20 protein-coding genes and 1 tRNA gene are annotated in these 23,262 nt (G+C 55.3%); 11 read left to right on the top strand and 10 right to left on the bottom strand.

Translation table 11 applies throughout. The annotated features are described in order from the left end of the window. Positions 1–89 precede the first annotated feature (89 nt). The 4 genes from ACR3EH_RS01705 to miaA form a co-directional block, all read right to left on the bottom strand. On the bottom strand, positions 90–1,553 hold the full coding sequence (locus ACR3EH_RS01705; protein WP_171668101.1) for an ABC transporter permease: 1,464 nt from the start codon (positions 1,551–1,553) through the stop codon (positions 90–92). A gap of 13 nt (positions 1,554–1,566) precedes the next feature. Beyond that, the gene (locus ACR3EH_RS01700) at positions 1,567–2,613 is read right to left on the bottom strand and encodes an ABC transporter permease (protein WP_171089639.1); all 1,047 of its coding nucleotides are present in this window, start codon (positions 2,611–2,613) and stop codon (positions 1,567–1,569) included. A gap of 136 nt (positions 2,614–2,749) precedes the next feature. Beyond that, entirely contained in the window at positions 2,750–4,420 is a 1,671-nt protein-coding gene (locus ACR3EH_RS01695; protein ID WP_171182906.1) for an ABC transporter substrate-binding protein, read from the bottom strand. Between the two features lie 330 nt (positions 4,421–4,750). After that, a complete protein-coding gene (gene miaA, locus ACR3EH_RS01690) occupies positions 4,751–5,656 on the bottom strand; it encodes a tRNA (adenosine(37)-N6)-dimethylallyltransferase MiaA (protein ID WP_171646856.1) in 906 nt (301 codons plus the stop codon). Between the two features lie 97 nt (positions 5,657–5,753). Between miaA and pyrH the strand changes: the two genes are divergently transcribed. From pyrH to ACR3EH_RS01635, 11 genes are all read left to right on the top strand, one after another. Continuing rightward, positions 5,754–6,506 carry a UMP kinase gene (gene pyrH, locus ACR3EH_RS01685; RefSeq protein ID WP_171089645.1) on the top strand — a complete coding sequence of 251 codons (753 nt, stop codon included), beginning with the start codon at positions 5,754–5,756 and terminating at the stop codon, positions 6,504–6,506. 249 nt (positions 6,507–6,755) lie between these two features. After that, a complete protein-coding gene (locus ACR3EH_RS01680; protein WP_171182909.1) occupies positions 6,756–7,982 on the top strand; it encodes an aminotransferase class V-fold PLP-dependent enzyme in 1,227 nt (408 codons plus the stop codon). 48 nt (positions 7,983–8,030) lie between these two features. Further along, positions 8,031–9,455 carry a cryptochrome/photolyase family protein gene (locus ACR3EH_RS01675; protein ID WP_171675525.1) on the top strand — a complete coding sequence of 475 codons (1,425 nt, stop codon included), beginning with the start codon at positions 8,031–8,033 and terminating at the stop codon, positions 9,453–9,455. 69 nt (positions 9,456–9,524) lie between these two features. Beyond that, positions 9,525–10,733, top strand: a complete 1,209-nt coding sequence (locus ACR3EH_RS01670) for an SAM-dependent methyltransferase (RefSeq protein ID WP_171675527.1) — start codon at positions 9,525–9,527, stop codon at positions 10,731–10,733. A gap of 15 nt (positions 10,734–10,748) precedes the next feature. Then, positions 10,749–11,189 carry a TrgA family protein gene (locus tag ACR3EH_RS01665; RefSeq protein WP_171182914.1) on the top strand — a complete coding sequence of 147 codons (441 nt, stop codon included), beginning with the start codon at positions 10,749–10,751 and terminating at the stop codon, positions 11,187–11,189. A 27-nt stretch (positions 11,190–11,216) separates the two neighbouring features. Further along, positions 11,217–12,332, top strand: a complete 1,116-nt coding sequence (locus tag ACR3EH_RS01660; RefSeq protein WP_171182916.1) for an NUDIX domain-containing protein — start codon at positions 11,217–11,219, stop codon at positions 12,330–12,332. Positions 12,333–12,400: 68 nt separating this feature from the next. Continuing rightward, positions 12,401–13,435 (top strand): cysteine synthase A, encoded by a 1,035-nt coding sequence (locus ACR3EH_RS01655; RefSeq protein ID WP_171182918.1) that lies wholly within the window; start codon positions 12,401–12,403, stop codon positions 13,433–13,435. Next, positions 13,435–15,861 (top strand): DUF3772 domain-containing protein, encoded by a 2,427-nt coding sequence (locus ACR3EH_RS01650; protein ID WP_171182920.1) that lies wholly within the window; start codon positions 13,435–13,437, stop codon positions 15,859–15,861. The genes ACR3EH_RS01655 and ACR3EH_RS01650 overlap by 1 nt, the downstream gene beginning before the upstream one ends. Positions 15,862–16,007: 146 nt before the next feature. After that, positions 16,008–16,097 (top strand) — tRNA-Ser (locus ACR3EH_RS01645). Between the two features lie 306 nt (positions 16,098–16,403). Further along, complete coding sequence (locus ACR3EH_RS01640; RefSeq protein ID WP_171089661.1) at positions 16,404–16,772, top strand: group I truncated hemoglobin; 369 nt, start codon at positions 16,404–16,406, stop codon at positions 16,770–16,772. After that, a complete protein-coding gene (locus ACR3EH_RS01635; RefSeq protein ID WP_171646858.1) occupies positions 16,769–17,827 on the top strand; it encodes an adenylate/guanylate cyclase domain-containing protein in 1,059 nt (352 codons plus the stop codon). The genes ACR3EH_RS01640 and ACR3EH_RS01635 overlap by 4 nt, the downstream gene beginning before the upstream one ends. Before the next feature lie 6 nt (positions 17,828–17,833). Here the strand turns inward: ACR3EH_RS01635 and ACR3EH_RS01630 are convergent, their stop codons facing one another. The 6 genes from ACR3EH_RS01630 to ACR3EH_RS01605 all read right to left on the bottom strand — a co-directional run bounded on the left by ACR3EH_RS01630 (position 17,834) and on the right by ACR3EH_RS01605 (position 23,186). Next, a complete protein-coding gene (locus ACR3EH_RS01630; protein ID WP_171089665.1) occupies positions 17,834–18,448 on the bottom strand; it encodes a TetR/AcrR family transcriptional regulator in 615 nt (204 codons plus the stop codon). 104 nt (positions 18,449–18,552) lie between these two features. After that, entirely contained in the window at positions 18,553–19,422 is an 870-nt protein-coding gene (gene ppk2 / locus ACR3EH_RS01625) for a polyphosphate kinase 2 (RefSeq protein ID WP_171182924.1), read from the bottom strand. Positions 19,423–19,471: 49 nt separating this feature from the next. After that, positions 19,472–20,425 (bottom strand): alpha/beta fold hydrolase, encoded by a 954-nt coding sequence (locus tag ACR3EH_RS01620; RefSeq protein WP_171182926.1) that lies wholly within the window; start codon positions 20,423–20,425, stop codon positions 19,472–19,474. Then, positions 20,415–21,332, bottom strand: coding sequence for a homoserine O-acetyltransferase MetA (gene metA, locus ACR3EH_RS01615; protein WP_171182928.1), 918 nt, complete (start codon positions 21,330–21,332; stop codon positions 20,415–20,417). The genes ACR3EH_RS01620 and metA overlap by 11 nt, the downstream gene beginning before the upstream one ends. A gap of 36 nt (positions 21,333–21,368) precedes the next feature. Continuing rightward, positions 21,369–22,241 carry an ATPase gene (locus tag ACR3EH_RS01610; RefSeq protein WP_171182930.1) on the bottom strand — a complete coding sequence of 291 codons (873 nt, stop codon included), beginning with the start codon at positions 22,239–22,241 and terminating at the stop codon, positions 21,369–21,371. A gap of 48 nt (positions 22,242–22,289) precedes the next feature. Beyond that, positions 22,290–23,186 (bottom strand): DMT family transporter, encoded by an 897-nt coding sequence (locus ACR3EH_RS01605; RefSeq protein WP_171182932.1) that lies wholly within the window; start codon positions 23,184–23,186, stop codon positions 22,290–22,292. Positions 23,187–23,262: the final 76 nt, after the last annotated feature.

Below are 23,262 nucleotides of genomic sequence, written 5' to 3'. Positions count from 1 at the left end.
TGCTTACTCCTCACCAAATGCGGGGATCCCCTTCATCTGGCTAAAAATACCTCGGGGGTCCGGGGGCAGAGCCCCCGGCCTCAATCACATCAGTCCTTCAGACTTTCTTCGCGCAGACCGTCAGCCAGCAGGTTTAGACCAAGAACCAGCGACAGCAGGGCAAAGGCAGGCGGAAGGGCAGGGTGCAGGTAGATCGACAGAAGCTTGCGCCCCTCGTTGATCGTGGATCCCCAATCCGGGCTTTCAGGTGGAAGGCCCAGTCCGAAGAAACCCAAAGTTCCCAGAAGGATCGTTGTATACCCGATACGCAGACAGAAATCGACGATCAGTGGACCACGCGCGTTGGGCAGGATCTCCCACAGCATGATGTACCAAGGTCCTTCGCCACGGGTTTGCGCCGCCGCGACGTAATCACGGGTTTTGATGTCCAGTGCCAGACCGCGCACGATGCGGAACACCGTGGGCGAGTTCACGAAGACCACCGAAACGAACACCACCAGAATACCGCCTGGAATGTCGAACAGATCCAGATAGGTGGGCAGGCCCCAAATTCGATAACTCTCGGTGTTGATGATGTAACCGCCAGTCGAGATCAGTGACAGGTACAACCATATCGCTACACCCAGAACCCCGATCAACAGAGGTGTGCGGAAATTCGGGCGCGTATAATAGCGCGAATTCAACAATACTCCGATGAACAGGATTGGAAAGATGAACAACACGGCTGCCATATAGTTCGGCACACCTGTCGCCACGATTTCCGGTGTCACCAACAGGTAGAACAGCAGAATGACCGGGAAAGCGAGGATCAGGTTTGCCAGAAACGACAGGAACGTGTCGAGGCGACCACCATAGTATCCCGCAGGCAGACCCAAAGTGATACCCACCATAAAGGCAAACATCGTCGCCAGTGGAGCAATCTGCACCACGATCCAGGCACCGCTGACCATGCGGCTGAATACGTCCCGTGCCAGATTGTCTCCGCCCAGAAGATACCAGGCAAACTGGCCTTCTTCAGGATTTGGAATAGGCGTGCCGGGGACCTTGTTCTTCATGCCAGACAGCTGAACAAGCGGGTCATGTGTAACGATCAGGTCCAGTGCGCCGAAGATGCCGGTGAACACCCAGAACATCACAAGGCCAAAGCCGATCATGCCGATTGGGCTGTCGTAAAGTTTGCCATACAGTCCCAGCCGCCGTTTAAACGCGATGGACATTGCAAACATGATGATCAATGCCACCCAAACGGGCAGGAACTGCTGTGAAATCGCGCCGATTATTCCAGCGCCGGTCCCCATAAGGACACCAAGCACCAGATAAGCGAGCGCCAATCCGACACAGGCCAGGAAGCTGTACTGCAACGCAAGGTTAATCAGGCCACGGATGCCGCCGCTTGAACTGACGGACCCATCCGAATTTACGACTATTTGCTGCTCTGGCAGAAAGATGCTGGCAACGATCCACGTTACGATTGAGATAATCAGTGCAGCCAGTGCGATCATCAGCAATGGGTTTAGGAAGGCGATAGAGCCGGTCCAGGTCAATGGTTCCATAATCTCACCCTCCTTAAGAAATGCGGATACGCGGGTTAAGGTAAACGTAGCCGATATCCGAGATCAGCTGGGTGAACAGCACCACAAAAACCGACACGACAGAAATCGCCAGCAACAGCTGGATGTCATTGTTGCCTGCCGCCTGAACCAGCGCCCAGCCAAAGCCCTTGTAGTTGAAGAGGGTCTCGACGATCACGACACCATTCAGCAGCCACGGGAACTGCAGCATGATGACCGTGAAAGGCGCGATCAGCGCATTACGCAACGCGTGCTTCATGACGATGTTGCCGAAGGACACACCCTTGAGGCGCGCGGTTCGGATATATTGCGCGGTCATCACCTCGGTCATCGAGGCGCGCGTCATGCGGGCGATATAACCCATCCCATAGAGCGAAATTGTCAGAACCGGCAGGAAGAAGTTCTCGAATGTCGGGTTTTCCATTGCCGACGTCGCGGTGCCCTTGAACCATTTCAGGCCGACAGTCGAAGAGGTGAAGATCGCGATGAAAATCACGCCGGATACATATTCAGGCGTCGCGGTCGTGATGATCGAGAAGGTCGACAGCGACCGATCCATGGCAGATCCTTCGCGCATCCCCGCCAGCACACCAACAAGCAGCGCCGAAGGTACCATCAGAACCAGAACCCAGAACATCAAGTAGCCGGTATTGCCAAGCCGCACACCGACGATTTTACCAACCTCGTCCTTGAAAACCGTGGAATAGCCCCAGTTTCCCTGCAGAACACCACAATAGCGGGGCGTGTTTTCCTCGGTCGAACCGGGTCGTACGCAAGAGCCCAGAAAAGTCCCGTCGTCCAGTGTTTTAGTGAAGCCCGGCATCACGCCAAGCCACTGGCCGTATTTGATCAGTGTGGGTTGCAGGTAGCCTCGATTGTCCAGCCAAGTTTCGACTTGCTCGTCTGACATCCGCTGGTTGCCTTGGGTTTTGGCCAGCTTTTCAAGGTTCGGGTAGAGGTTGGTCAAAAAGAAGACCACGAAAGTAAGACATAATGCCGTAAGTAGCATCACGCCGAACCGTCGGAGGATAAAGAGTCCCATGTTGGCCCCTGTTGTTCGGGTGTTCCGCAGATCAGTGGACCATTTTCTGGCCTCGGACATCCGACCCCGTGTCGGCAACGTCTGCGGCTGGAAAGGGGCGCCCGATCAGGCGCCCCTAGTGAGAAGCAGGCTGGCTTTACGCGGCCCAACCCCACTTATAGTGATGGTGCTCGAACGACACGTGCATGTCGGTACCGACCAGACCGTCCTTCATGTGACGATAGAGCGACCGCCAGTAAGGCTGGATTGTTACGCCTTCTTCTTGGATCATCGCTTCGCCCTTGGCGACCACTTCGCGCCGTTTGTCGGCATCCGCAATGGCCAGCGCTTCGGTTAGCAGCGCGTCGAACTCTGGGTTAGCCCATCCGAATTCGTTCCAAGCCTCTCCAGAACGATAGGCCAGTGCCCAAATCTGAACGCCCAGCGGTCGGTGGTTCCAGTTGGTCGAACTGTACGGGTACTTTGCCCAGTCGTTCCAGAACGTGTTGCCCGGAAGAACCGTCCGCTTGACCTTGATACCTGCGTCACGCAGCTGAGCGGCGACAGCGTCGGTTGTATTCCGACGCCAGTCGTCGTCGATCGAGATCAGCTCGTGCTCGAAATCGGCCATGCCGGCCTCTTCCATAAGCTTGCGTGCACCTTCCGGATCAACTTTCTGCGGTGGCAGTTCGAAATAATCCGGGTGGATCGGGCCGACATGGTGATTTTCGGCAGGCGAGCCACGGCCACCAAAACCCAGCTCAAGGCAAACAGCGTTGTCTACGGCCATTTGCAACGCCTGACGCACACGTTTGTCAGCGTAGGGCTGTTTGCCGTCGACTTCTGCCAACTGGTTTGGGCGGATAACGATGGTGTTCATCGTGACAACCTCGGACTTTACATAGCCAAGACCGTCCATCACGTCGATGAATTCACCGACTGATTCATACAGCATGTCGACTTCGTCGGATTCCAGCGCCGCCAACCAAGCAGACGGGTCGGTGCCGTAGTCAATATACTCGATGCTGTCCAGCGCCGGACGACCAAAGACCTCTTCACCCCACCAGGTGTGGTTTTCGTTGCGTGTTAGTACGGCTTTCACGCCGACTTCCAACTCGCTCATCAGGTATGGGCCCGTGCCGACATTGTTCAGTAGGTCGGTTTCGTTGAACGAGCTGTGAACGATGGCCGCCGGATAGTCAGCCATACCCGCGATCAACGAGATGTCCGATGCAGGCAGGTTCAGTTGGACAGTATTTGCGTCAACAACCACGATACCACCTTCAACGGCCTGGCCTGTGTCCGCGTCAACCAGTGTCGCAAAACGACCAGCCATCGAGTTGGTTTCCGAGCTCTTGTCACACCAGCGCGCGACGTTGCGAGCCACGTCGTCCGCTGTGAAGTCGTCGCCGTTGTTCCACTTGACGCCCGGACGGACCTTCAGAGTGTAAACCGTCGCGTCTTCGTTGACTTCCCAGCCTTCCAGCAGCATGCCGCGGAATGTACCGTCCGAGTTGTACTCGACCAGATATTCCAGCGTTCCACGTGATACGTTGGCGATTTGCGACCAGTCATAAGTGCGCGGATCTTTCAGCGCGCGTACTTCCTGTTGAACGCGTAGGGTACCGCCTTCTTTCTTGGCATCTTCGCCTTCGGCGTAAGCTGGTGCTGCCATGCCGATCATGCCGTAGGCGGCGGCTGCGGTAACGCCCAGACCAGTGGCGCGGGCCAGGAACTCACGACGGCTCAGCTTGCCGTCACGGTATTCCTGTGCGTGCATCTCGGCCGCCCAGTGCACCTTGTCATTGGTGGTTACGTCATTCGTCATAGATGTCTCCCTGTGACATTAGATTTTGTTGATTGATTATGCTTCTACGCGACTTGGTTGTTACCTGTCGCCAGACTAAAGGGTTCTGATTGTTGGTCTCTGAGCATCCCCATGGCGGTATTCGGCACCAGAATTCAGGCTAGGTCAATGTTCGAATTCGTCATTGAGAGTACAAAAGCGACATTCTCGCTATGTTGAACACCTTGCTTCGCAACTGCGGCGAGCTTTGGGTTTGTGCGGTGCAGCTTCCATGTATGGCGCAAGGTCAGGGAAAAAAGTATTCAAAAACAATTTGTTATGAGATCTTTTTCGGACAAGTCCAGAAAGGAGTCAAGTTTGGTATAATTTTGAGGGGTCGATGTGATTCCATGCCTTCATGCGAGCCCGAAACCAAGTGCGTTGTCGTTTAGCGAATTGCCGTGTCGCAATCGTTGCGCGATCGCGGGCTTGATCGAGCGTCATTGAGCCATTCAGATAGGCTCTGAGCTCTGGTACTCCGATTGCTTTGCAGGCTGGCAGGTTGGGATCAAACCGGTCCAGCATTGCGCGTACCTCTTCAATAGCGCCTTGCTCTAGCATTTGATCAAACCGGCGTTCTATTCGTGCCAAAAGCCAAGCCTTATCAACGTCTAATACAACCGGCACTGTGTCTTTCAGGTTCAGAACCGGCGGCGGAGTGTCGGACTGCCAGGACAGCAGGCTGCGTCCGGTGGCGCGCTGCACTTCCCAGGCGCGCTGCACACGCGCCCGGTTCTGTACGTCCAGACCGGCCAGTGTTTCATCGTCGACCCCTGTAATGAGCTCTGGCAGTGAGATCTGGTCTGCCTCAGCCCGTATCTCTGCTGGGGTGGTAGGGATCTGTGCCATGCCTTCGGTCAGCGCGGTGAAATACAAACCGGTGCCGCCCACAATGATCGGACGTTGCGCACCGTTCAGCAAGGGCTTTACCTCCCGCAGCCAATGCCCGGTCGAATAGTCCTGATCGTATGCAACATGACCATACAGGCGATGCGGCGCGCGGGCTTCTTCTTCTTCTGACGGGCGCGCCGAGACAACCCGCCAGCAATCATACACTTGGCTGGCATCCGCGTTGACGATCACGCCACCAAATCGTTCGGCAACCTCAAGCGCCAGGGCGGATTTTCCGGAAGCGGTCGGACCTGCAATCAGGACCGGTTTGTCATCGGGAACAGGAGGCAGGTGTTGAAAATACTGTGCTGTTGATTGCTGGGTCATGTGCGGTTGCCTCAATCCTCACCAACCGCATTGAACCTGCGGAGCTTTTGCTTCATTTTGCGCCGGAAATTAAACCCGTGCCAGCCCGGAGCGCAACATGAGCCTTTCCCCTTCGTTAGAAACCGCTGAATCCCCGAAAACAAAGTATAACAGGGTGATGCTGAAAATCTCGGGCGAGGCGTTGATGGGAGATCAGGGATTCGGTCTGCACCCGCCAACAGTTCAGCGTATCGCGCAAGAAGTGAAGTCGGTTCACGATCTGGGCGTAGAGATCTGCATGGTCATTGGCGGCGGCAACATCTTCCGGGGGCTGAGCGGATCGGCGCAAGGAATGGAGCGGACCACAGCCGACTATATGGGTATGCTGGCCACTGTAATGAACGCACTGGGAATGCAGTCGGCACTAGAGGAAATCGGAGTGTTCACCCGCGTGATCTCGGCCATTCGCATGGATGAGGTGTGTGAACCCTATATCCGCCGCCGCGCGGTACGGCACCTAGAGAAAAAGCGGGTTTGCATTTTCGCTGCCGGTACCGGCAACCCGTATTTCACCACAGACACTGCAGCCACTCTGCGCGCCAATGAAATGGCGTGCGAGGCCATTTTTATGGGTAAAAACGGTGTTGATGGGGTTTATGACAAAGACCCCAAACAACACGCCGACGCCGTGCGGTATGACACCGTGACCTACGATGATGTTCTGGCCAAGCGTCTGCGCGTTATGGATGCCTCGGCCATTGCGCTGGCGCGCGACAACAATCTGCCTCTGATTGTCTTCGGTCTGGACGAACCCGGCGGGTTCCGCGGAATTCTGGCGGGCGAGGGGACGTATACCAAAGTTCAGGGTTAAACCGGACGCTGAACCGCTTACAAAACCCCGGCGCTGTGCCGGGGTTTTCTTTTATGCTGCGCCTTGACGGTCATGGATGCGACTGTCTAAGTGTCCGTGCTCTTTTTACGAAAGAGCTGCCCCGTAGTTCGCCACTTTGACGTGCGACTACAGGCTGGGCTGGAAGACCTGCCGTGATTTCTGAGACGCCCGGAAACATGTGCGGGTATCTCATTGATCAAAAAGCGAAATAATAAGGAGCAATGAGGCATGAGCTCTCTGGATATTGACTTCGTGCGGGCGCAGTTCCCGGCTTTTTCCGAACCCAGCTTGCAAGGGCAGGCGTTCTTTGAAAACGCAGGTGGGTCATACACATGTAAACCGGTGATCGACAGGCTGACGCGGTTTTACACCCAACGCAAAGTCCAACCCTATGCGCCTTACGAGGCGAGCCGTCTGGGCGGTGCGGAAATGGACGAGGCCCGCGTCCGCATGGCTGCAATTCTGGGCGTCGACACAGACGAGCTGAGCTTTGGCCCATCGACAACGCAAAACACCTATGTTCTGGCGCAGGCGTTCCGGCAATGGATGAAGCCAGGCGAAGCTATTGTCGTAACAAATCAGGATCACGAGGCTAACTCTGGTCCTTGGCGGCGTTTGGCCGAGGCAGGGATCGAGATAAGGGAATGGCAGATTGATCCTGAAACCGGCTCGCTGAACCCTCAGGACTTAGAGAACATGCTGGACGAAAAGGTTCGTTTGGTTTGTTTCCCGCATTGTTCAAACGTGGTGGGTGAGATCAACCCAGTAACGGAAATCACCGCCATTGCGCATGCCGCCGGTGCATTTGTATGTGTGGACGGCGTATCTTACGCCCCGCATGGTTTCCCGAATGTTGGTGATCTGGGGCCGGATATCTATTTGTTTTCTGCCTACAAAACCTATGGTCCGCATCAGGGCTGCATGGTCATCCGCCGCACGATAGGAGAGTTGCTGCCCAATCAGGCGCATTATTTCAACGGTGATGTTCTGCACAAGCGCTTTACCCCAGCAGGTCCGGATCACGCGCAGATCGCAGCCAGTGCAGGCATGGCGGATTATGTCGAACTGCTAAATGCACATCATGGTGGGCCAGACAGTGATGCGGCCGCGCAAGGCGAGTTTGTGCATAACCTAATGCGCATGCGCGAAGTGTCTTTGCTGCAACCTGTGTTGGATGCGGTCAAGGATCGCAACGCAGTGCGCCTGATCGGAACATCCGATGCGACCCGGCGCGCACCGACGGTTGCGTTGTCCCTGAACCGACCTGCGGGCCCTGTTGCCGAGGAACTGTCCCAATACGGCGTCATGGCGAGCGGTGGTGATTTTTATGCCGTACGTGCGTTGCAGGCCATGGGGGTCGAGCCAGAGCAGGGTGTGTTGCGGGTGAGCTTCACGCACTATACCTCGCAACAGGAAATTGATCAGCTTTTAGACGCACTTGAACGCGTTTTATGATCCACTTTCCCTGAGCCTTCGTAGTACGAAGAAAACCTCAGGGCGGACATGAAAGACGAGCACACTCCGATTATTATGTGGTTCCGACGGGATTTGCGCCTGTCGGACCATCCAGCCTTAATCGCAGCGGCTGAAAGCGGTCGCCCGGTTGTTCCGGTCTTTCTTCACGATGACCTTGTCGAACAGTTGGGGGCCGCCCCAAAGTGGCGCTTGGGGTTGGGGTTGGAGGCGTTTTCCAGATCCCTTGACGGTCTCGGCAGCCGATTGATCCTGCGTCGCGGCGACGCGCTGGCCCAATTGCAAGCTCTCATCCAAGAGACAGGTGCCGGCGCTGTCTATTGGTCCCGATCTTATGATCCCGCATCGATAGCGCGCGACAAAAAGATCAAGTCAGTGTTGACGGAACAGGGTGTCATGGCAAAATCCTTTGCCGGGCATTTGCTGTTTGAACCCTGGACTGTGGCGACCAAAACCGGCCAGCCGTTTCGTGTCTACACGCCCATGTGGCGCGCTGTTCAAGGGCGAGATGTACCTGCGCCTGACGCCTCTGTGACGGGATTGCTTGCTCCTGCAAAATGGCCGTCAACTGAAGAACTGCACAAGTGGCAGTTGGATCGTGCCATGAACAGGGGCGCGTCGATCGTTCGCCCCTATGTACACCCCGGCGAGCAAGCTGCCCACGAACACCTAAACGTGTTTTTGGACCGTGTTGCGCTGTATTCCAAACACCGCGATCGGCTGGATATGGACGGAACATCCAATCTGTCGGAATATCTCTCGCTAGGCGAGATAGGCCCGCGTACAGTCTGGCATCGGGTTCAGCAGGCCGCATTGATGGGCGTATCAGGCACAGATGCCTTCCTGCGCCAGCTTGTTTGGCGCGAGTTTGCCTATCACCTGATGTACCACACGCCACAGTTGGTCACGGGCAACTGGAAGCCGGAATGGGACAGTTTTCCGTGGAACACAGATCCGAACCACCCCGAAGTTGTTGCCTGGACGCAGGCAAGAACCGGTGTCCCAGTGGTCGACGCAGGCTTGCGGCAAATGTATGTCACGGGCCGAATGCACAACCGAACCCGGATGATTGTCGCCAGTTACCTGACCAAGCATTTGATGACACACTGGAAAATTGGAATGCAGTGGTTCGATGACTGCCTGATCGATTGGGACCCGGCCTGCAACGCGATGGGATGGCAATGGGTAGCGGGCTCGGGCCCTGACGCGGCACCGTTCTTTCGTATTTTCAACCCGCAGACGCAGGCCGAGAAATTCGACCCAGATGGAACTTATCTGAAGCGCTGGATCGCTGAAGGCGAGAAAAGCCAGAGTGACACGGCCCGTTCGTATTTTGACGCTGTTCCATTGTCTTGGGGTTTGCGCCCAGACGCAGATTACCCTGCACCGATTGCTGCTTTGGCCGAGGGGCGAACCCGTGCGCTGAGCGCATATGAAAGCCGAAAATCCCACTAAGGAATTGAAAACTTGCCAGAAACAGAATCGCGGCCTAGCCTAACATCAATACCGCAGAGGGGAGAGCGGATGATCCTGACGACAACCGAAGGGCAGAAGGATCTGCCCAGATATTTCGCGCAAGTCTTCAAGATGCTGACCAATATGGAACATGGGCGTCTGGATATCACGTTGCCAGATGGCCGAACATTTCGCGCCGAAGGCACCAAGCCGGGGCCGGTGGCTCAGGTCGACGTCCATGACGATGACGTCTTTGCGCGTTTGATCCGCGAAGGAGAGTTGGGCTTTTCCGACGCCTATCTTGATGGTCACTGGAGCACGCCTGACCTGCGATCCTTCATGGATGTCGTGCATTTGGGCTCTGAAACCGTATATGACGGGTTTACGGGAAAATTCCTGGTACAAGCCTATGAACGGCTGAGATTTTGGCTGCACCGCAACAACCGGGCGCAGGCAAAGAAAAACATCTCGTATCACTACGATCTGGGCAATGATTTCTACGGCCTGTGGCTAGACGAGACGATGACCTATTCCAGTGCGATCTTCGAAACAGGGCAAGAAAGCTTGGAAAAGGCACAAACCGCGAAATATGCAAGCCTTGTGAATGAGATGGGCGCGAAGCCGGGCGATCACATACTGGAAATCGGCTGCGGCTGGGGCGGGTTTGCGGAATACGCCGCCAAGGAACGTGGCCTACGCGTCACATGTTTGACGATCAGCCAGGAACAGTTCAAGTATGCCAAAGAACGTATTGAAAAGGCAGGATTATCAGATCTGGTGGAATTCAAGCTGCAAGATTACCGCGACGAACAGGGCCAATATGACGGCATCGCTTCAATCGAGATGTTCGAGGCCGTCGGTCAAAAATATTGGCCCGTTTATTTCGAAACGGTACGAGAGCGACTAAAACCCGGTGCGCAAGCGACGTTGCAGATCATTACCGTGGGTGATCATCGCTGGGACTACTACAAGAATGGCGTTGATTTCATTCAGAAATATATCTTTCCAGGCGGAATGCTTCCGTCGCCGTCGATCTTGCGACAACAGATCAACCAGGCTGGCTTGAGTGTGGTGAATTCGAAAGAGTTTGGCAAAAGCTATGACCTGACACTGCGCCGCTGGTACGAGACGTTCAACGACAAGTGGGATCAAATTGCTGAGATGGGCTTTGATGAGCGTTTTCGCCGCATGTGGAATTATTATTTGACCGCATGTGGCGCGGCCTTTGACACAAGCAATTGTGATGTGACACAGATCACCATAGCAAAACCAAGTTAATGAACGGACTGTCACATGCCCACAGCCTCGCGTCTTGTCGCCGCTCTTTGCCTTGTCGTGCTGGCTTTCATTGTCTCTGGGATGATCATCGACAATGGTGAAGAAGGTAAGGACTATGGTTACTTTACCTATGTGAACATGGCGCTTGGCGCGGCCTGTGGCTGGGCAATCATGGGTAAGCGCGCCGGACGAGGTTGGACAGCGGGGATCAACAATGGCCTGACGGGTGTCGCGTCGCTGGTGTTTTGGGCCTTGTTCGTGCAGGGGTGTTACGAGATGTTCCGCCTTGCCATGCGCAACAGGTATGGCGGTCCCTTCGAGGCGGTTCTGGCTATTTTCAAAATCGGGGTCGATTATGGCAAACTGCTGATCACGCCTGAAATCCTGATTACGTTTGCTATTGGGGCGGTTGTCGCCGGTTTGGCTACCGAACAGGCCCACCGCCAATGGCGTTGAAGCATTACATTATCTGAGAGTTCGAGTTTGTCTGACTTATTTTTCTATGGAACGTTGCGGTATTTGCCGTTGCTCGAACGTGTTCTGGGCCGCTCTTTACAAGAGATTTCAGTTCAAACGGCGATGTTGCCTGATCATGCCGTTTGGGCTGTTCAGGGTCAGGATTTTCCTATGATCCAAACGTCAGGGGGTGACAGCGCCCAAGGCGTATTCGTTCAAGATTTATCGTCCGAAGACCTGGCACGGTTGGCCTTTTATGAGGGTGCGTTTGATTATGACCTGACACCCGTAAAGGTGGTTCTGCAAGACGGGACCAAGCAGGAAGCACAGGTCTTTTTCCCTGCACCGGGCAGTTGGGAGCCGGACGGCCCCTGGTCTTTGCAACGGTGGGCGGACCGGTTGGGGGAGATCACCGCTCTGGCTGCGGAAGAAGAGATGGCATATTTCGGTCGGCTGGAGTCTCAGGACATGGCTGGCAATATTCGCGCCATCCAAACCCGGGCGTGGGCCAAGATTCTTGCCGGAAAACGGCGCACCGGCGATCTGAGAGATACAAGAAAGGACGTTATCGTGCATCGCCACGATCGTGCCTATGTGAACTATTTCGGGATGGAAGAGGTTGACCTTCAGCATCGGCAGCATGATGGCACCATGGGCCCCGTGCTGCATCGGGGCAGCCTGATGCAAGGCAGTGCTGTGTCCGTTCTGCCCTACGATCCGGTGCGCGACACTGTACTTGTTGTCGAACAATTCAGACCTCCGGCCTTTTTGATCAACGACCCCGAACCCTGGCTGTGGGAGGCCGTGGCCGGGATGATAGATCCAGGCGAAGAACCGGAACAAGCAGCCCATCGTGAAGCGATGGAAGAAGCCGGAGTAACGTTTGACCGGCTTGAGTACGCGGGCGGGGCATATTCGTCTAGCGGGTCTTCCACCGGTTTCATGTATCTGTATGTCGGATTGGGTGATTTGACCCATACCACCACAACTGGCGGCCTTGATACCGAAGGCGAAGATATTCGAAGTCAGATACTGCCTTTTGATACGTTCATAGACATGACGGACCGTCATGTTTTCAAAGACGTACAACTTGTGGCTCTGGCCTATTGGCTGGCGCGCCACAGGGACAGGCTGCGCGCATGACTATCATGCTTGTGGTCGCGACGGCGCGGCTGTAAATCTTCACTGATACCAAACGACAAGAGGGCGCCATGCGCATTGCACGAGACCTTGCCGACGCAGTCGGGAAAACACCACTGATCCGGTTGAAGCGCATCAGTGAAGAAACCGGTTGTGAGATCCTCGGGAAGGCCGAGTTCATGAATCCCGGCCAGTCCGTCAAGGACCGTGCGGCGCTGTACATCATCCGTGATGCGGTGGCCCGAGGCGATTTGAAGCCCGGCGGCACGATTGTCGAGGGAACGGCGGGCAACACCGGGATCGGTCTGGCTCTGGTCGGTGCGTCCATGGGTTTCAAGACGGTGATCGTGATTCCGGAAACCCAGTCGGAAGAGAAGAAAGACATGCTGCGCCTTGCGGGTGCACAGTTGGTTCAGGTTCCAGCCGCGCCCTATCGCAACCCCAACAATTTCGTGCATTATTCGCGTCGTTTGGCCGAGCAATTGGCAAAAACCGAACCGAATGGCGCGATTTGGGCAAACCAGTTCGACAATGTTGCCAACCGTCGGGCCCATGTCGAAACCACCGGCCCTGAAATCTGGGAACAAACAGACGGCAAGGTCGATGGTTTTGTCTGCGCCGTAGGCTCTGGCGGAACTCTGGCTGGCGTGGCCGACGCGTTGCAGCCCAAAGGTGTGAAAATTGGCCTGGTCGATCCGATGGGGGCAGGGCTTTATTCATACTACACCACTGGTGAAATCGCGATGGAAGGCAGCTCGATCGCTGAAGGCATCGGTCAGGTGCGTATCACCAAGAACCTTGAGGGCTTCAAGCCGGACTTCTCGTACCAGATGACGGATAATGAGGCGTTGCCGCTGATCTTCGATCTGCTGCGCGAGGAAGGGCTGGTCATGGGTGGCTCGACCGCCATCAACATGGCCGGAGCGGTGCGTCTGGCAAAGGATCTTGGGCCGGGCCACACCATCGTTACCATTCTGTGTGACTACGGAACCCGCTATCAGTCCAAGCTGTTCAACCCGGAATTCCTGCGCGAGAAGGAACTGCCGGTACCGGATTGGATGACCGAGGCCCCCCGAAGCATTCCGGGCGTGTTCGAGGACGTATGATGCTGGCGCAGGTCCGCCTGTTTCTTGTCCTGTTCTTTCTGTGCCTAGTTGGGTTCGCAGGCGGCGCGGATGCGCAGCTGAGTAACCGGCAGAGCGAATATTATCAGGGATGGTTGAAAACGGCGGACCGTGCAGAAGATGTGATCGAGGCGAACCGTGCCTCGGACGCAGCTCTGGAAAACTTACGTTCAGAAATTAATAGTTACAGGGACGACTTTAACAGAGCGAGAAGTGCCAACACCGACCGTATTTCCACGTTGGACAGTCAAATCAACGCGCTTGGTCCCAAGCCCGAAGGGGACGCGACCGAGCCGGAAGATATTGCAACGTTGCGGGCGCATCTGGAAAAACAGCTAAACAGCTTGCGCGTGCCGCGGATTATTTCCGAGGAGGCATATAGCCGTGCCAACGGTTTGATCAGCGAAATAGATCAGATCCTACGTACGCGGCAGACCAAGGAGTTCTTTGAACAAGGTCCGTCGCCGATAAACCCCGCATACTGGGGTCCGGCATGGGTGGACGTAAAAGAAGCAATCCAGAGCCTCGGAAATGAAACGATCACCAACTTTCGTTCAGACGTTGTGCGCGAACAAATCCGTGACCGCGGATTGGCAATTTTCGTACTGCTGGCCCTTTCAGCTGTACTGCTGATTTTTGGCAAAAAGTGGTCCGAACGTGGGGGGGAATACTTAAGGCTTTGGGGCGGGTCCGGCACTGGGGTTTGGTCTTTCGTCATTTCGCTTTTACGCATTCTGTTGCCTTGGATTGGGGTTCTGGCCGCGGTAACTGCGATAAGCCTGACTGGTGTTACGGGACTGAGGGGAAGCCTGCTGCTGCAAAACATCCCGTATTGGGCAGGGATAATCCTGTTCTACGACTGGATTGGTCGGCAGGTATATGTGATCGGCGCGTCGCAGGGGTTCAAACGGCTGTCCGCTGCAAAAATAAGAGAGCTGCGCCTGTACATCGACCTGCTTGCCGTGATGCTGATTTTGCACGAATTGGCACTGCTGTTCGAACGGATCGAAAACATCTCGGATGCGACCCGAGCCGTTGTCAGTTTCCCGGTCATTGTCGCAACAGCTTTGTTGCTGCTGCGCATACGCCAGATTCGCACCACGGACGGTCCGCCTGACCAATCTGCATCAACTCGAGCGGCAGGCTTCAGCCAATTGGTCGAGTTCTTGCGCCGGGCATTGTTCCTATTGGGGATAGCGTCTCCTATTCTGGCGATCTTTGGGTACACCAATGCGGCCGAAGCAATCGTGTTCCCCGCTGTGAAGACCCTGGTGCTCATCGGGGCGTTGGTCATCCTGCAAAGATTCATCAGCCAGGTTTACGGCTGGATTACCGGGCAAGGGGACGCGGCTCGTGAGTCTCTTTTTGCGGTACTCGTCGGTTTTGCACTGGCCATAATTGCGCTGCCTATTCTGGCGATATATTGGGGTGCGCGTGAAACCGACCTGTTGGAAGCGTGGTCACGCTTACTGCTTGGTTTCGACATTGGCGGTGTCACGATTTCACCAACCAACTTCCTGACCTTTGTAGCTGTCTTCGCAATCGGTTACGCGTTGACTCGGTTGCTGCAAAGCGGGTTGCGCAATTCACTTCTGCCGAAGACCAAAATTGATCCGGGTGGCCAAAACGCGATTGTGGCTGGTTCGGGCTATGTCGGCATATTTCTCGCTGCGCTTGTGGCAATCATGGTGGCCGGGTTTGACTTGTCGTCGCTTGCGATTGTTGCCGGTGCTTTGTCGGTCGGCATTGGCTTTGGTCTACAAACCATCGTGTCCAACTTTGTCTCTGGCATCATCCTTTTGGTGGAACGCCCCATTTCCAAGGGGGACTGGATTGATGTGAACGGTATGATGGGTTACGTGCGCGATATCTCGGTCCGCTCGACCCGGATCGAAACCTTCGACCGAACAGATGTGATCGTTCCAAATTCGGATCTGATCAGCGGCGTGGTGACGAACTATACCCGAGGCAACACAATTGGGCGTGTCATCGTGCCCGTTGGTGTCGCCTACGGTACCGATACGCGCCAGGTCGAAACCATTCTGGGTGAGATCGCCAATAACCATCCGATGGTTTTGGCAAACCCGGCGCCCAGTGTTGTGTTTCAGGGCTTTGGCGCGGATTCCCTTGATTTCGAGATCCGCGCAATCCTGCGTGACGTAAACTGGGTGCTGTCGGTGAAGTCCGACATGAACCACGAGATCAACCGCAGATTCTCGGACGCGGGTATCGAGATTCCGTTTGCTCAGCGCGACATCTGGTTGCGCAATCCCGAAGCTTTGCAGGCGGATGTCAAAGATCAGAGAGACCCTGCCAAACCCGTGGAAAGCAAGCCCGAGGCCCCATCACAAAAACCCGCTGACCTGACAGAGGCTGATTTGGATCCAGACGCTGGTGACGACGTTTAACGGCGTTATCCAACGTCCTTGAAACGATCTGAAATGGCCGGGTGAGAGCCGCACGGGGGCAGGGCAACTTATTTGGGTCATTCCCGATTTTTCGCCGCATTGGGGCCTTGCAAATCTGACCACATTCGTTCACATATCGCCGGCACGGAGAGGTGGCCGAGTGGTCGAAGGCGCACGCCTGGAAAGTGTGTAGGCGGGAAACCGTCTCCAGGGTTCGAATCCCTGTCTCTCCGCCATAATCTTCCTAACTGTGATGATCTTTGGTGCACGGTTGCAGAACGGTTTGATTCACCGATGCCGCCACTGAAAATCACATGAAGGATGAAGGGGCAGGAGAAGCTTTTGAAACCAGGTGGGTGTGTTGGCTTCATCTACTCGTTTCACTGTTTTAAGTTATTCGGGTGCAAAGACCTGCGGCAGTTTTCAATTGACTTGCCTGAAAACTCTTTTCCGGTCGGAGCATACTGATCATAAACGTTAACAAAAATATCAATTTGATATAGAGTTGTGGTGTTATTGATCGGTAACGCGCGGGTATTCGTGTGACACAGACACTTTATGAAAAGTATGGCGGCTTCAAAACAATCAGCCGCGTCGTGATGACCTTCTATGAGATGGCATTGGATTCTGACGACATCGGCCATTACTTCGAGGACATTGATATGCCCCGTTTGATTGACCATCAGACGAAGTTTGTGTCTTCGCTAATCGGAGGACCTGCATCATTCAACGACGACAGAATTGAAGCTGTTCACCGGCATCTGAACATCTCACATGATGAATTTGACGTCATGGCGGAACTGTTCGGCGATGCGCTGAGCGCCCATGGCATGTCGGACGGGGATATCAAAACAGCGCTCGCCGCAATTGAGGGCAAACGGTCCATCATCGTCGTCCGGACTGCGGCATGAGCATACTGGCAATCAATGAGCAACTGTTGCGTGCCATTGGTGTTGGTGTCGCCGTGGTGCGTGCCTCGGATCTGGAGTTCGTGTTTCACAATGGACCTTTCGCGGAATGGTTTGGGGCCCCGGAAGAAGGGAATACGCTTGGAGATATTCTGCCGGATCTCGACCCCAAAGAACTGGAAGATGTCAAACAGTCTGGCCTGAGGTACTCGGTTGAGCTTCAGATCAAACCAAAACGCCGGACGTTGATCTTTGCGGTGACAGTGTCGCTGGCCAATGGGTTGTCGGAGCAGGTGCTGATTGTGGAATGCCAGAACATCACCCGCATTCGCGAGCTGGAAAGCATGATCGACAGCTATTCCACCATGGTCGAGCGCAATACCCGAGAACTTGAGCGCGAAAAAGAAAGGGTTGAACGCCTGTTGCTGAACCTGATGCCACGGGCCGTCTATGAAGAATTCAAGACATTTGGCGTCGTCACACCTCAGCTGTATCAGCAGGTTTCGGTGGTGATGTTGGATTTTGTAGGGTTCACAGATTTTGCAGCCAAGACCGACCCAACCGTAACCCTGAGCGAGCTGAACGATATTTTCACGGCTTTTGACCGTATCGTCGAACAGTTTGGGTGTGAGCGGATCAAGACAATAGGTGACGCATACCTTGCTGTGTCCGGCATGCCTGACCCAACCCCGGATCATGCCACGGCTGTTGCGCATTGTGCCGTGCGGTTCCTCCGTTATCTCGAGCGCCGGAACGAAAGCCATCCGCACAAATGGCAGGCCCGGATTGGCCTAGGGATGGGGGCTGCGGTCGGATCGGTCGTTGGAATTCAGAAATATGTCTATGACGTTTTTGGCCCGGCTGTGAACATAGCGTCCCGCTTGCAAGTCTTCGCCAACCCAATGAACATCGTGGCACCGGAAGAGATGAAGTATGCCCTGATCGACGAATTTCAGGTTTCCGACCTTGGTTGTGTTGACATCAAGGGAATGGGCGAGATGGACCTGATTAATGTGACCTCGGGTCTGAGTATGCCACAAGGTAACCGGTTGCTGTGACCCGTTTCAGTCGTCTTGAGGAATGAGGCCCAAACCGCGTAGGTAAATGCCAATCCCACTTTCCAATAAGTCCTCTGGCGGAAATGGAGAGGTTGCGCCAGTGTTGCGGGCAAAAAGCTCAACAACACCGTGGCTCATCGCCCAGATATGGGCACTGAACATCGATGCAGGTGGGCGCTTTTCTGGCGGAATATGTTGGGACAGGTCCGCCGCCGCTTTTTCCAGAACCGACTTGGCGCGATTGGCGGCCAAAGAAAGCTCGGTCGTGCGGTTCAAAGAGATTCCGCTTTCGAACATCGCGATATAGTGGCCGGGGTTCTTGCGGGCAAAGGCCAAATAAGCCCGTCCGGTTGCCTCGAACGCTGCCAACGCTGATGGCTGCCCCTTGTCATAGGCATATTGCATCAGATCTGCGAACATCTCGAACCCTTGCCGCGCCGCCTCGGCAATCAGGTCTTCACGTCCCTGAAAATGGCGATAGACGGCGGCAGGGGTTACTCCGGCGGTTTTTGCGGCTTCGGACAGGGTGAAACCAGTTGGCCCTTTTTCTTCAATCAGGGACAACGCGGCTTCGACCAAAGCCTGTTTCAGGTTCCCGTGGTGATACCCGCGTTTCGTCATTCCGGCCTCAGCTGTCTTGATGCAGTGTTTGAAAACAATGAGATAGAGCAAACACGCAGATCCGTCCAACCCTGTCCGTCAAAACACTTCGTTGGAGTGTAGGGTTACGCATCCCAGACATCCGGGCCACCGCAAATCTGCGGATCAATCTTGCCGATGCTCTTCTTGTCTTTCTCATCATAGTCCAACGCATGCAGGACCGTACGGATGGCTGCAAGACGCGCACGCTTCTTGTCGTCTGAACGCACGATCGTCCAAGGGCAGGCGTCGGTGTGCGATCTGGTCAGCGTTTCCGAGATCGATTCCGTATACTCATCCCATTTGTTCAGACCGGCTACATCAATCGGGCTAAGCTTCCACTGTTTGAGCGGGTCCGTCTCGCGCGCCAAAAAGCGGTTCAACTGCTCGGCACGCCCGACATTGAGCCAGAATTTGAAGAGATGGATCCCGTCATTCACCAACCCCATTTCCAGCGGTAGTACTTGACGGAAGAACCGCTCACGCTCTTCCAGCGTGCAAAAGCCGAAGACATTCTCGACGACACCCCGGTTGTACCAGCTCCGGTCAAAGAAAACGATTTCGCCAGCGGCGGGCAGGTGGGCGATATAGCGTTGAAAATACCATTGGCTGCGTTCCGCATCCGAAGGCTTGGCAAGCGCCACATTGCGAGCCCCGCGCGGGTTCAGATTTTCACGGAACCGCTTGATTGTGCCGCCTTTACCAGCGGCGTCGCGCCCTTCAAAGATGATCGCCACCCTATGGCCTGTTTCCTTCACCCAGGACTGCATCTTGACCAACTCGATCTGGAGAAGCTCCATCTGAGCATCATAGTCCTTGGTCTTCATTTTCTCGCGATACGGGTATGTGGCGTTTAGAATATCGCCTTTTCCCGATTTCTTGATTTCTTCCCGTACCGCCTTGGGGGCGTCTTTTTGATAATATCTTTCGATAGAACCTTTTTCGGACCGGGCCATATGTCACCTCGCGATAAAATCCATATCTTACTATGGATTAGAGCCCGGATTAACGCAAACCCGCACGCTGGGCCGCACGATCTATGGCGGCAGCGACCTCGGGGGCGGCGACCACCTGCGGCATGTGGCCGATGCCGGGCAAGTCGATCAACTCGGCCCCTGGGATTTGGTCGATCAGGCGTTCGGAATGCCATTCAAGACCAACCGTGTCGTCAGCGGTTCCGTGAATGATTTCTGTTGGCACGGAAATTTCGCCATATCTGGGCTGCAGACGGGTAATCTCATCCAGCAGATTGGCGCGTTGCTTGGCATTTGCGTGCATTGATCCACGCCGGATCGTGAGGCCGGGGCCGAAGTGCTCTGCGTACCCCTCAGGCGCGGTCTGTGGCGCAAATACTTTGTCCAACGCTTGCGTCACGTACCATTCAGGCACGAAAGAGCTGATCAGGGGCAGGACCAGAGCATTACCTGCGGTGGTTGATGCCAGCCGGTTAAAGCCATCCAAGGGCGTTTCCCACGGGATGGCCGCAGGCGCGATCAGAACCAGGGCCGAGATGTTTTCAGGACGCGTTACTGCCCACGCAAGCGAGACCGACCCGCCATAGCTTTGGCCTGCTACGATGGGTTTGTCGGCCCCCAGCTGTGCTGCTGCCCGTTGCAGGATATCTGCCTGCTCGATGATGGTTTCGCCGTCGGGGTTGAAGCTTTCTGAATACCCCAAGCCGGGGCGGTCGAATACGATAACCCGAAAGTTCTGGGCCAGAATGGGGGCCAGTGCGAAGGTCATATCGCGCGTGTTCCCGCTGGAGCCATGGATCAGCACAACATCCGGGCCTTCGCCCATCACAACGGCGTGTACGGCGATGCCATCAACATCAAGAACCTGACCTTCGGGTGGAAAGGCCGCTTCTGCCATCGCCTCATTCTTGGCGCTGCGCCAAGCGGTCAGCACGGCCAGGCCCAGTACGATGAGGCCAAGGAGTATGAACGCTTTACTTGCCAATTTTGCTCATATCGAAAGGCGTGGACTGGTAGATTTCGTTGATCCAGTTGCCATAGAGCAGATGCGCATGGCTGCGCCACCGGTTTTGTGGCGTTTCTGATGGATCATCATCCGGGTAATAGTTGATCGGCACGTTGATTGGTGTGCCATTTGCTACGTCCCGGTCATATTCCTGCTTCAGCGTATCGCTGTCATATTCGAAATGGTTGAAGATATAGAGCGCGCGGTGCTCAGGATCCTCGACCAGGCAAGGCCCAACATCGTCGCTGCCCAATAGAGTGTTCAAACCGGGGGCGCTGTCGATTTCACCCTGTTTCATCTCTGTCCAGCGGCTGACAGGGATCACACAGTCGTCGGAGAACCCGCGTAAAAACGGCGAGGCCGGGTTCAGGTTCCGGTGACGGAAACAGCCAAACGCCTTGGCGTCCAGCATGTGTTTACGCACGCCGTGGAAATGGTTAATCATCGCCATTCCGCCCCAGCAGACACCAAAGGTCGAATGAACATTGGTCTGCGTCCACTCGAAGACTTCGCTGATCTCGTCCCAATAAGTAACGTCACCAAATTCCAGATGCTCGATTGGCGCGCCCGTGATGATCAGGCCGTCGAATTTCTCGTCCTTGACCTCCTGAAATGGGTGGTAGAACTCAGACATATGTTCGGCCGCAGTATTTTTGGTGCGGTGTTCGGTCATGCGGATCAGGGACAGGTCGATCTGCAAGGGGGTTGCACCGATCAGGCGCGCGAACTGGTTTTCCGTCTGGATTTTCTTGGGCATCAGATTCAGCAATCCAATGCGCAGCGGGCGGATATCCTGACGCATGGCCTGATCTTCGTCCATGACCATGACGCCCTCTTTGGTCAGGACGTCAAAAGCAGGAAGATCAGATGGGATTTTGATGGGCATTTGTCAGACTTCGAAGAGAGTAAGGAAAACTGCTAGTTAGGCGTTCTTGGGTTCGGTCTCAAGGGTGCATTCGATCAACTCATCGAAATCACCGGCGTCGCGGATCTTGCCGATATCATCGGCTGCAATCGTCACACCCCAGTTCTTGGCCATCGCCTCATAGCGCGGTTGGCGGTGCGCCAGAGCCTGCGCATAGGTCCAGCGAACGAAATCGTCAGGGTCCACATCAGATTCGGCACACCCTTTTTGATCCAGATACTCGGCCCATGTGCGGGTCAGGAAATCTGCCTGGTAAGACATTGGTTTCGGTGCTTTATCGAACCTGCGCACCAATTCGGCTGTATGACCTTCATCCCCTTGCAACCAGATCATCAGGGTTTGGCGCGACAGTTCTGACAAGATCTGATCTTTGGGATCCTCCGGGTCGACCCATTCACAGATCGAACCACCCGTATCACAGATAAAGTGAGGGTATTGATACAAACGCTCGGCGCGGTCGATGAAATATTCAGTATCCAAAAGGGCATGAATCTCGGCCAGACGAAACTGCTCCTGCCGGCGGCGGTACTCTGGCATTTCCAACCCGCCAAGCGCCGGATTGCCCGGTTTGCCTAGATAGGCGGCAACAGGGGTCAGGTTTTCAAACGAGATATTCGAGCCGATATAGATCGAGTCCGACAACAGCAGGTCGCGCAGGAACGGAACCTTCATAGCCTCGGCCTTGGCGTTGTCGGTGATGTATTCACCCATGTAACGCGTGCCGATCCGGTAATCGATCGAGTAGTGGAACCAGTTCCCCGAATCCCTGAGGATATTCGAGACATACGTCTTGCCCAGGCCGGACATGCCAAAGAACAGCACTTTCTTACGGCGTGCGGTGCGCCAGTCTTCGGCTGAGGAGTAGATCATTATGCGCTGTCCCTTTTTTGCCTTTGCTAAATCGGGCAAAGGGCGGCGTCAATCACGACGGCCAGAGCGATTGAGAACCAAAAGACCTGCGGCAAGAATAGCAAAGCCAAAATAGGCGTTGGGTGACAGCGCTTCGCCGCGCAGTAACGCCCCCAATACGATGGCGACCGGGGGAATCACCAGCGTTACCAACATCAGGTTGCCGCTGCCAGCCATGGCCAGAACACGGTAGTACAAAAGGTACGCCCCGGCGGTTGCAACAATTGCGTAATAGCCAATGGCCGCCCAGGTGATTGCTGGCAGCGCAAGACTCGGCAAACCATCCGTTATTAGGGTCAGTGGCAGTACCAAGATGGTCGATCCGGTCAACATGCCTGCTGCGGCAACGATGGGGGGAAGGTCGGACAGTGCGTATCGGGCCCATGCGGCAGCGAAAGCGTATGACACTGTTCCAGCCAGAACAGCAAGCTGGGCCGTGCTTTGCAGGCTGAACCCTGTGAAGTTTTGTACGCCAATTGCAATCGTGACGCCGACGAAGCCCAGACAAACGCCAATCAGTCGGGAGCTTGTCAGTCGTTCATCGCGAAAAAATAAAGCAGCAACCAGAACCCCAAACACGGCGGTCGAGGCGTTCAGGATCGCGGTCAGGCCGGTGTCGATGTAAAGCTGCCCCCAAGCCATCAGACTGAAAGGGATCACGTTGTTGAGCAGTCCCATGACCAGAAAGGCACCCAAAACCCTTGGAGCACGTGGAAGTTCGTGCCCTTGAGCCCAGACCACCAGCCAAAGCACCAGCATGGCCCAGAACGTGCGATGAAGCACGGACGTCATGACCGGAATGGTGTCCAGCGCGATCCGGATCGAGACAAAGGACGCGCCCCAGATGATGCCAAGTAGCAAAAGCTCGGCCCACGCGCGGGGCGAAAGGTGTTTTTGTGCATTCATGGCGTCACTGTCTCATTCGGAAGGTGAAACTGCGACCCGGTTCTTGCGAAAAAGCCCCGCTGAAACAGCGGGGCTT

This window comes from Ruegeria sp. BG7, assembly GCF_056535685.1.
This window is presented reverse-complemented; position numbering and strand designations above follow the sequence as displayed.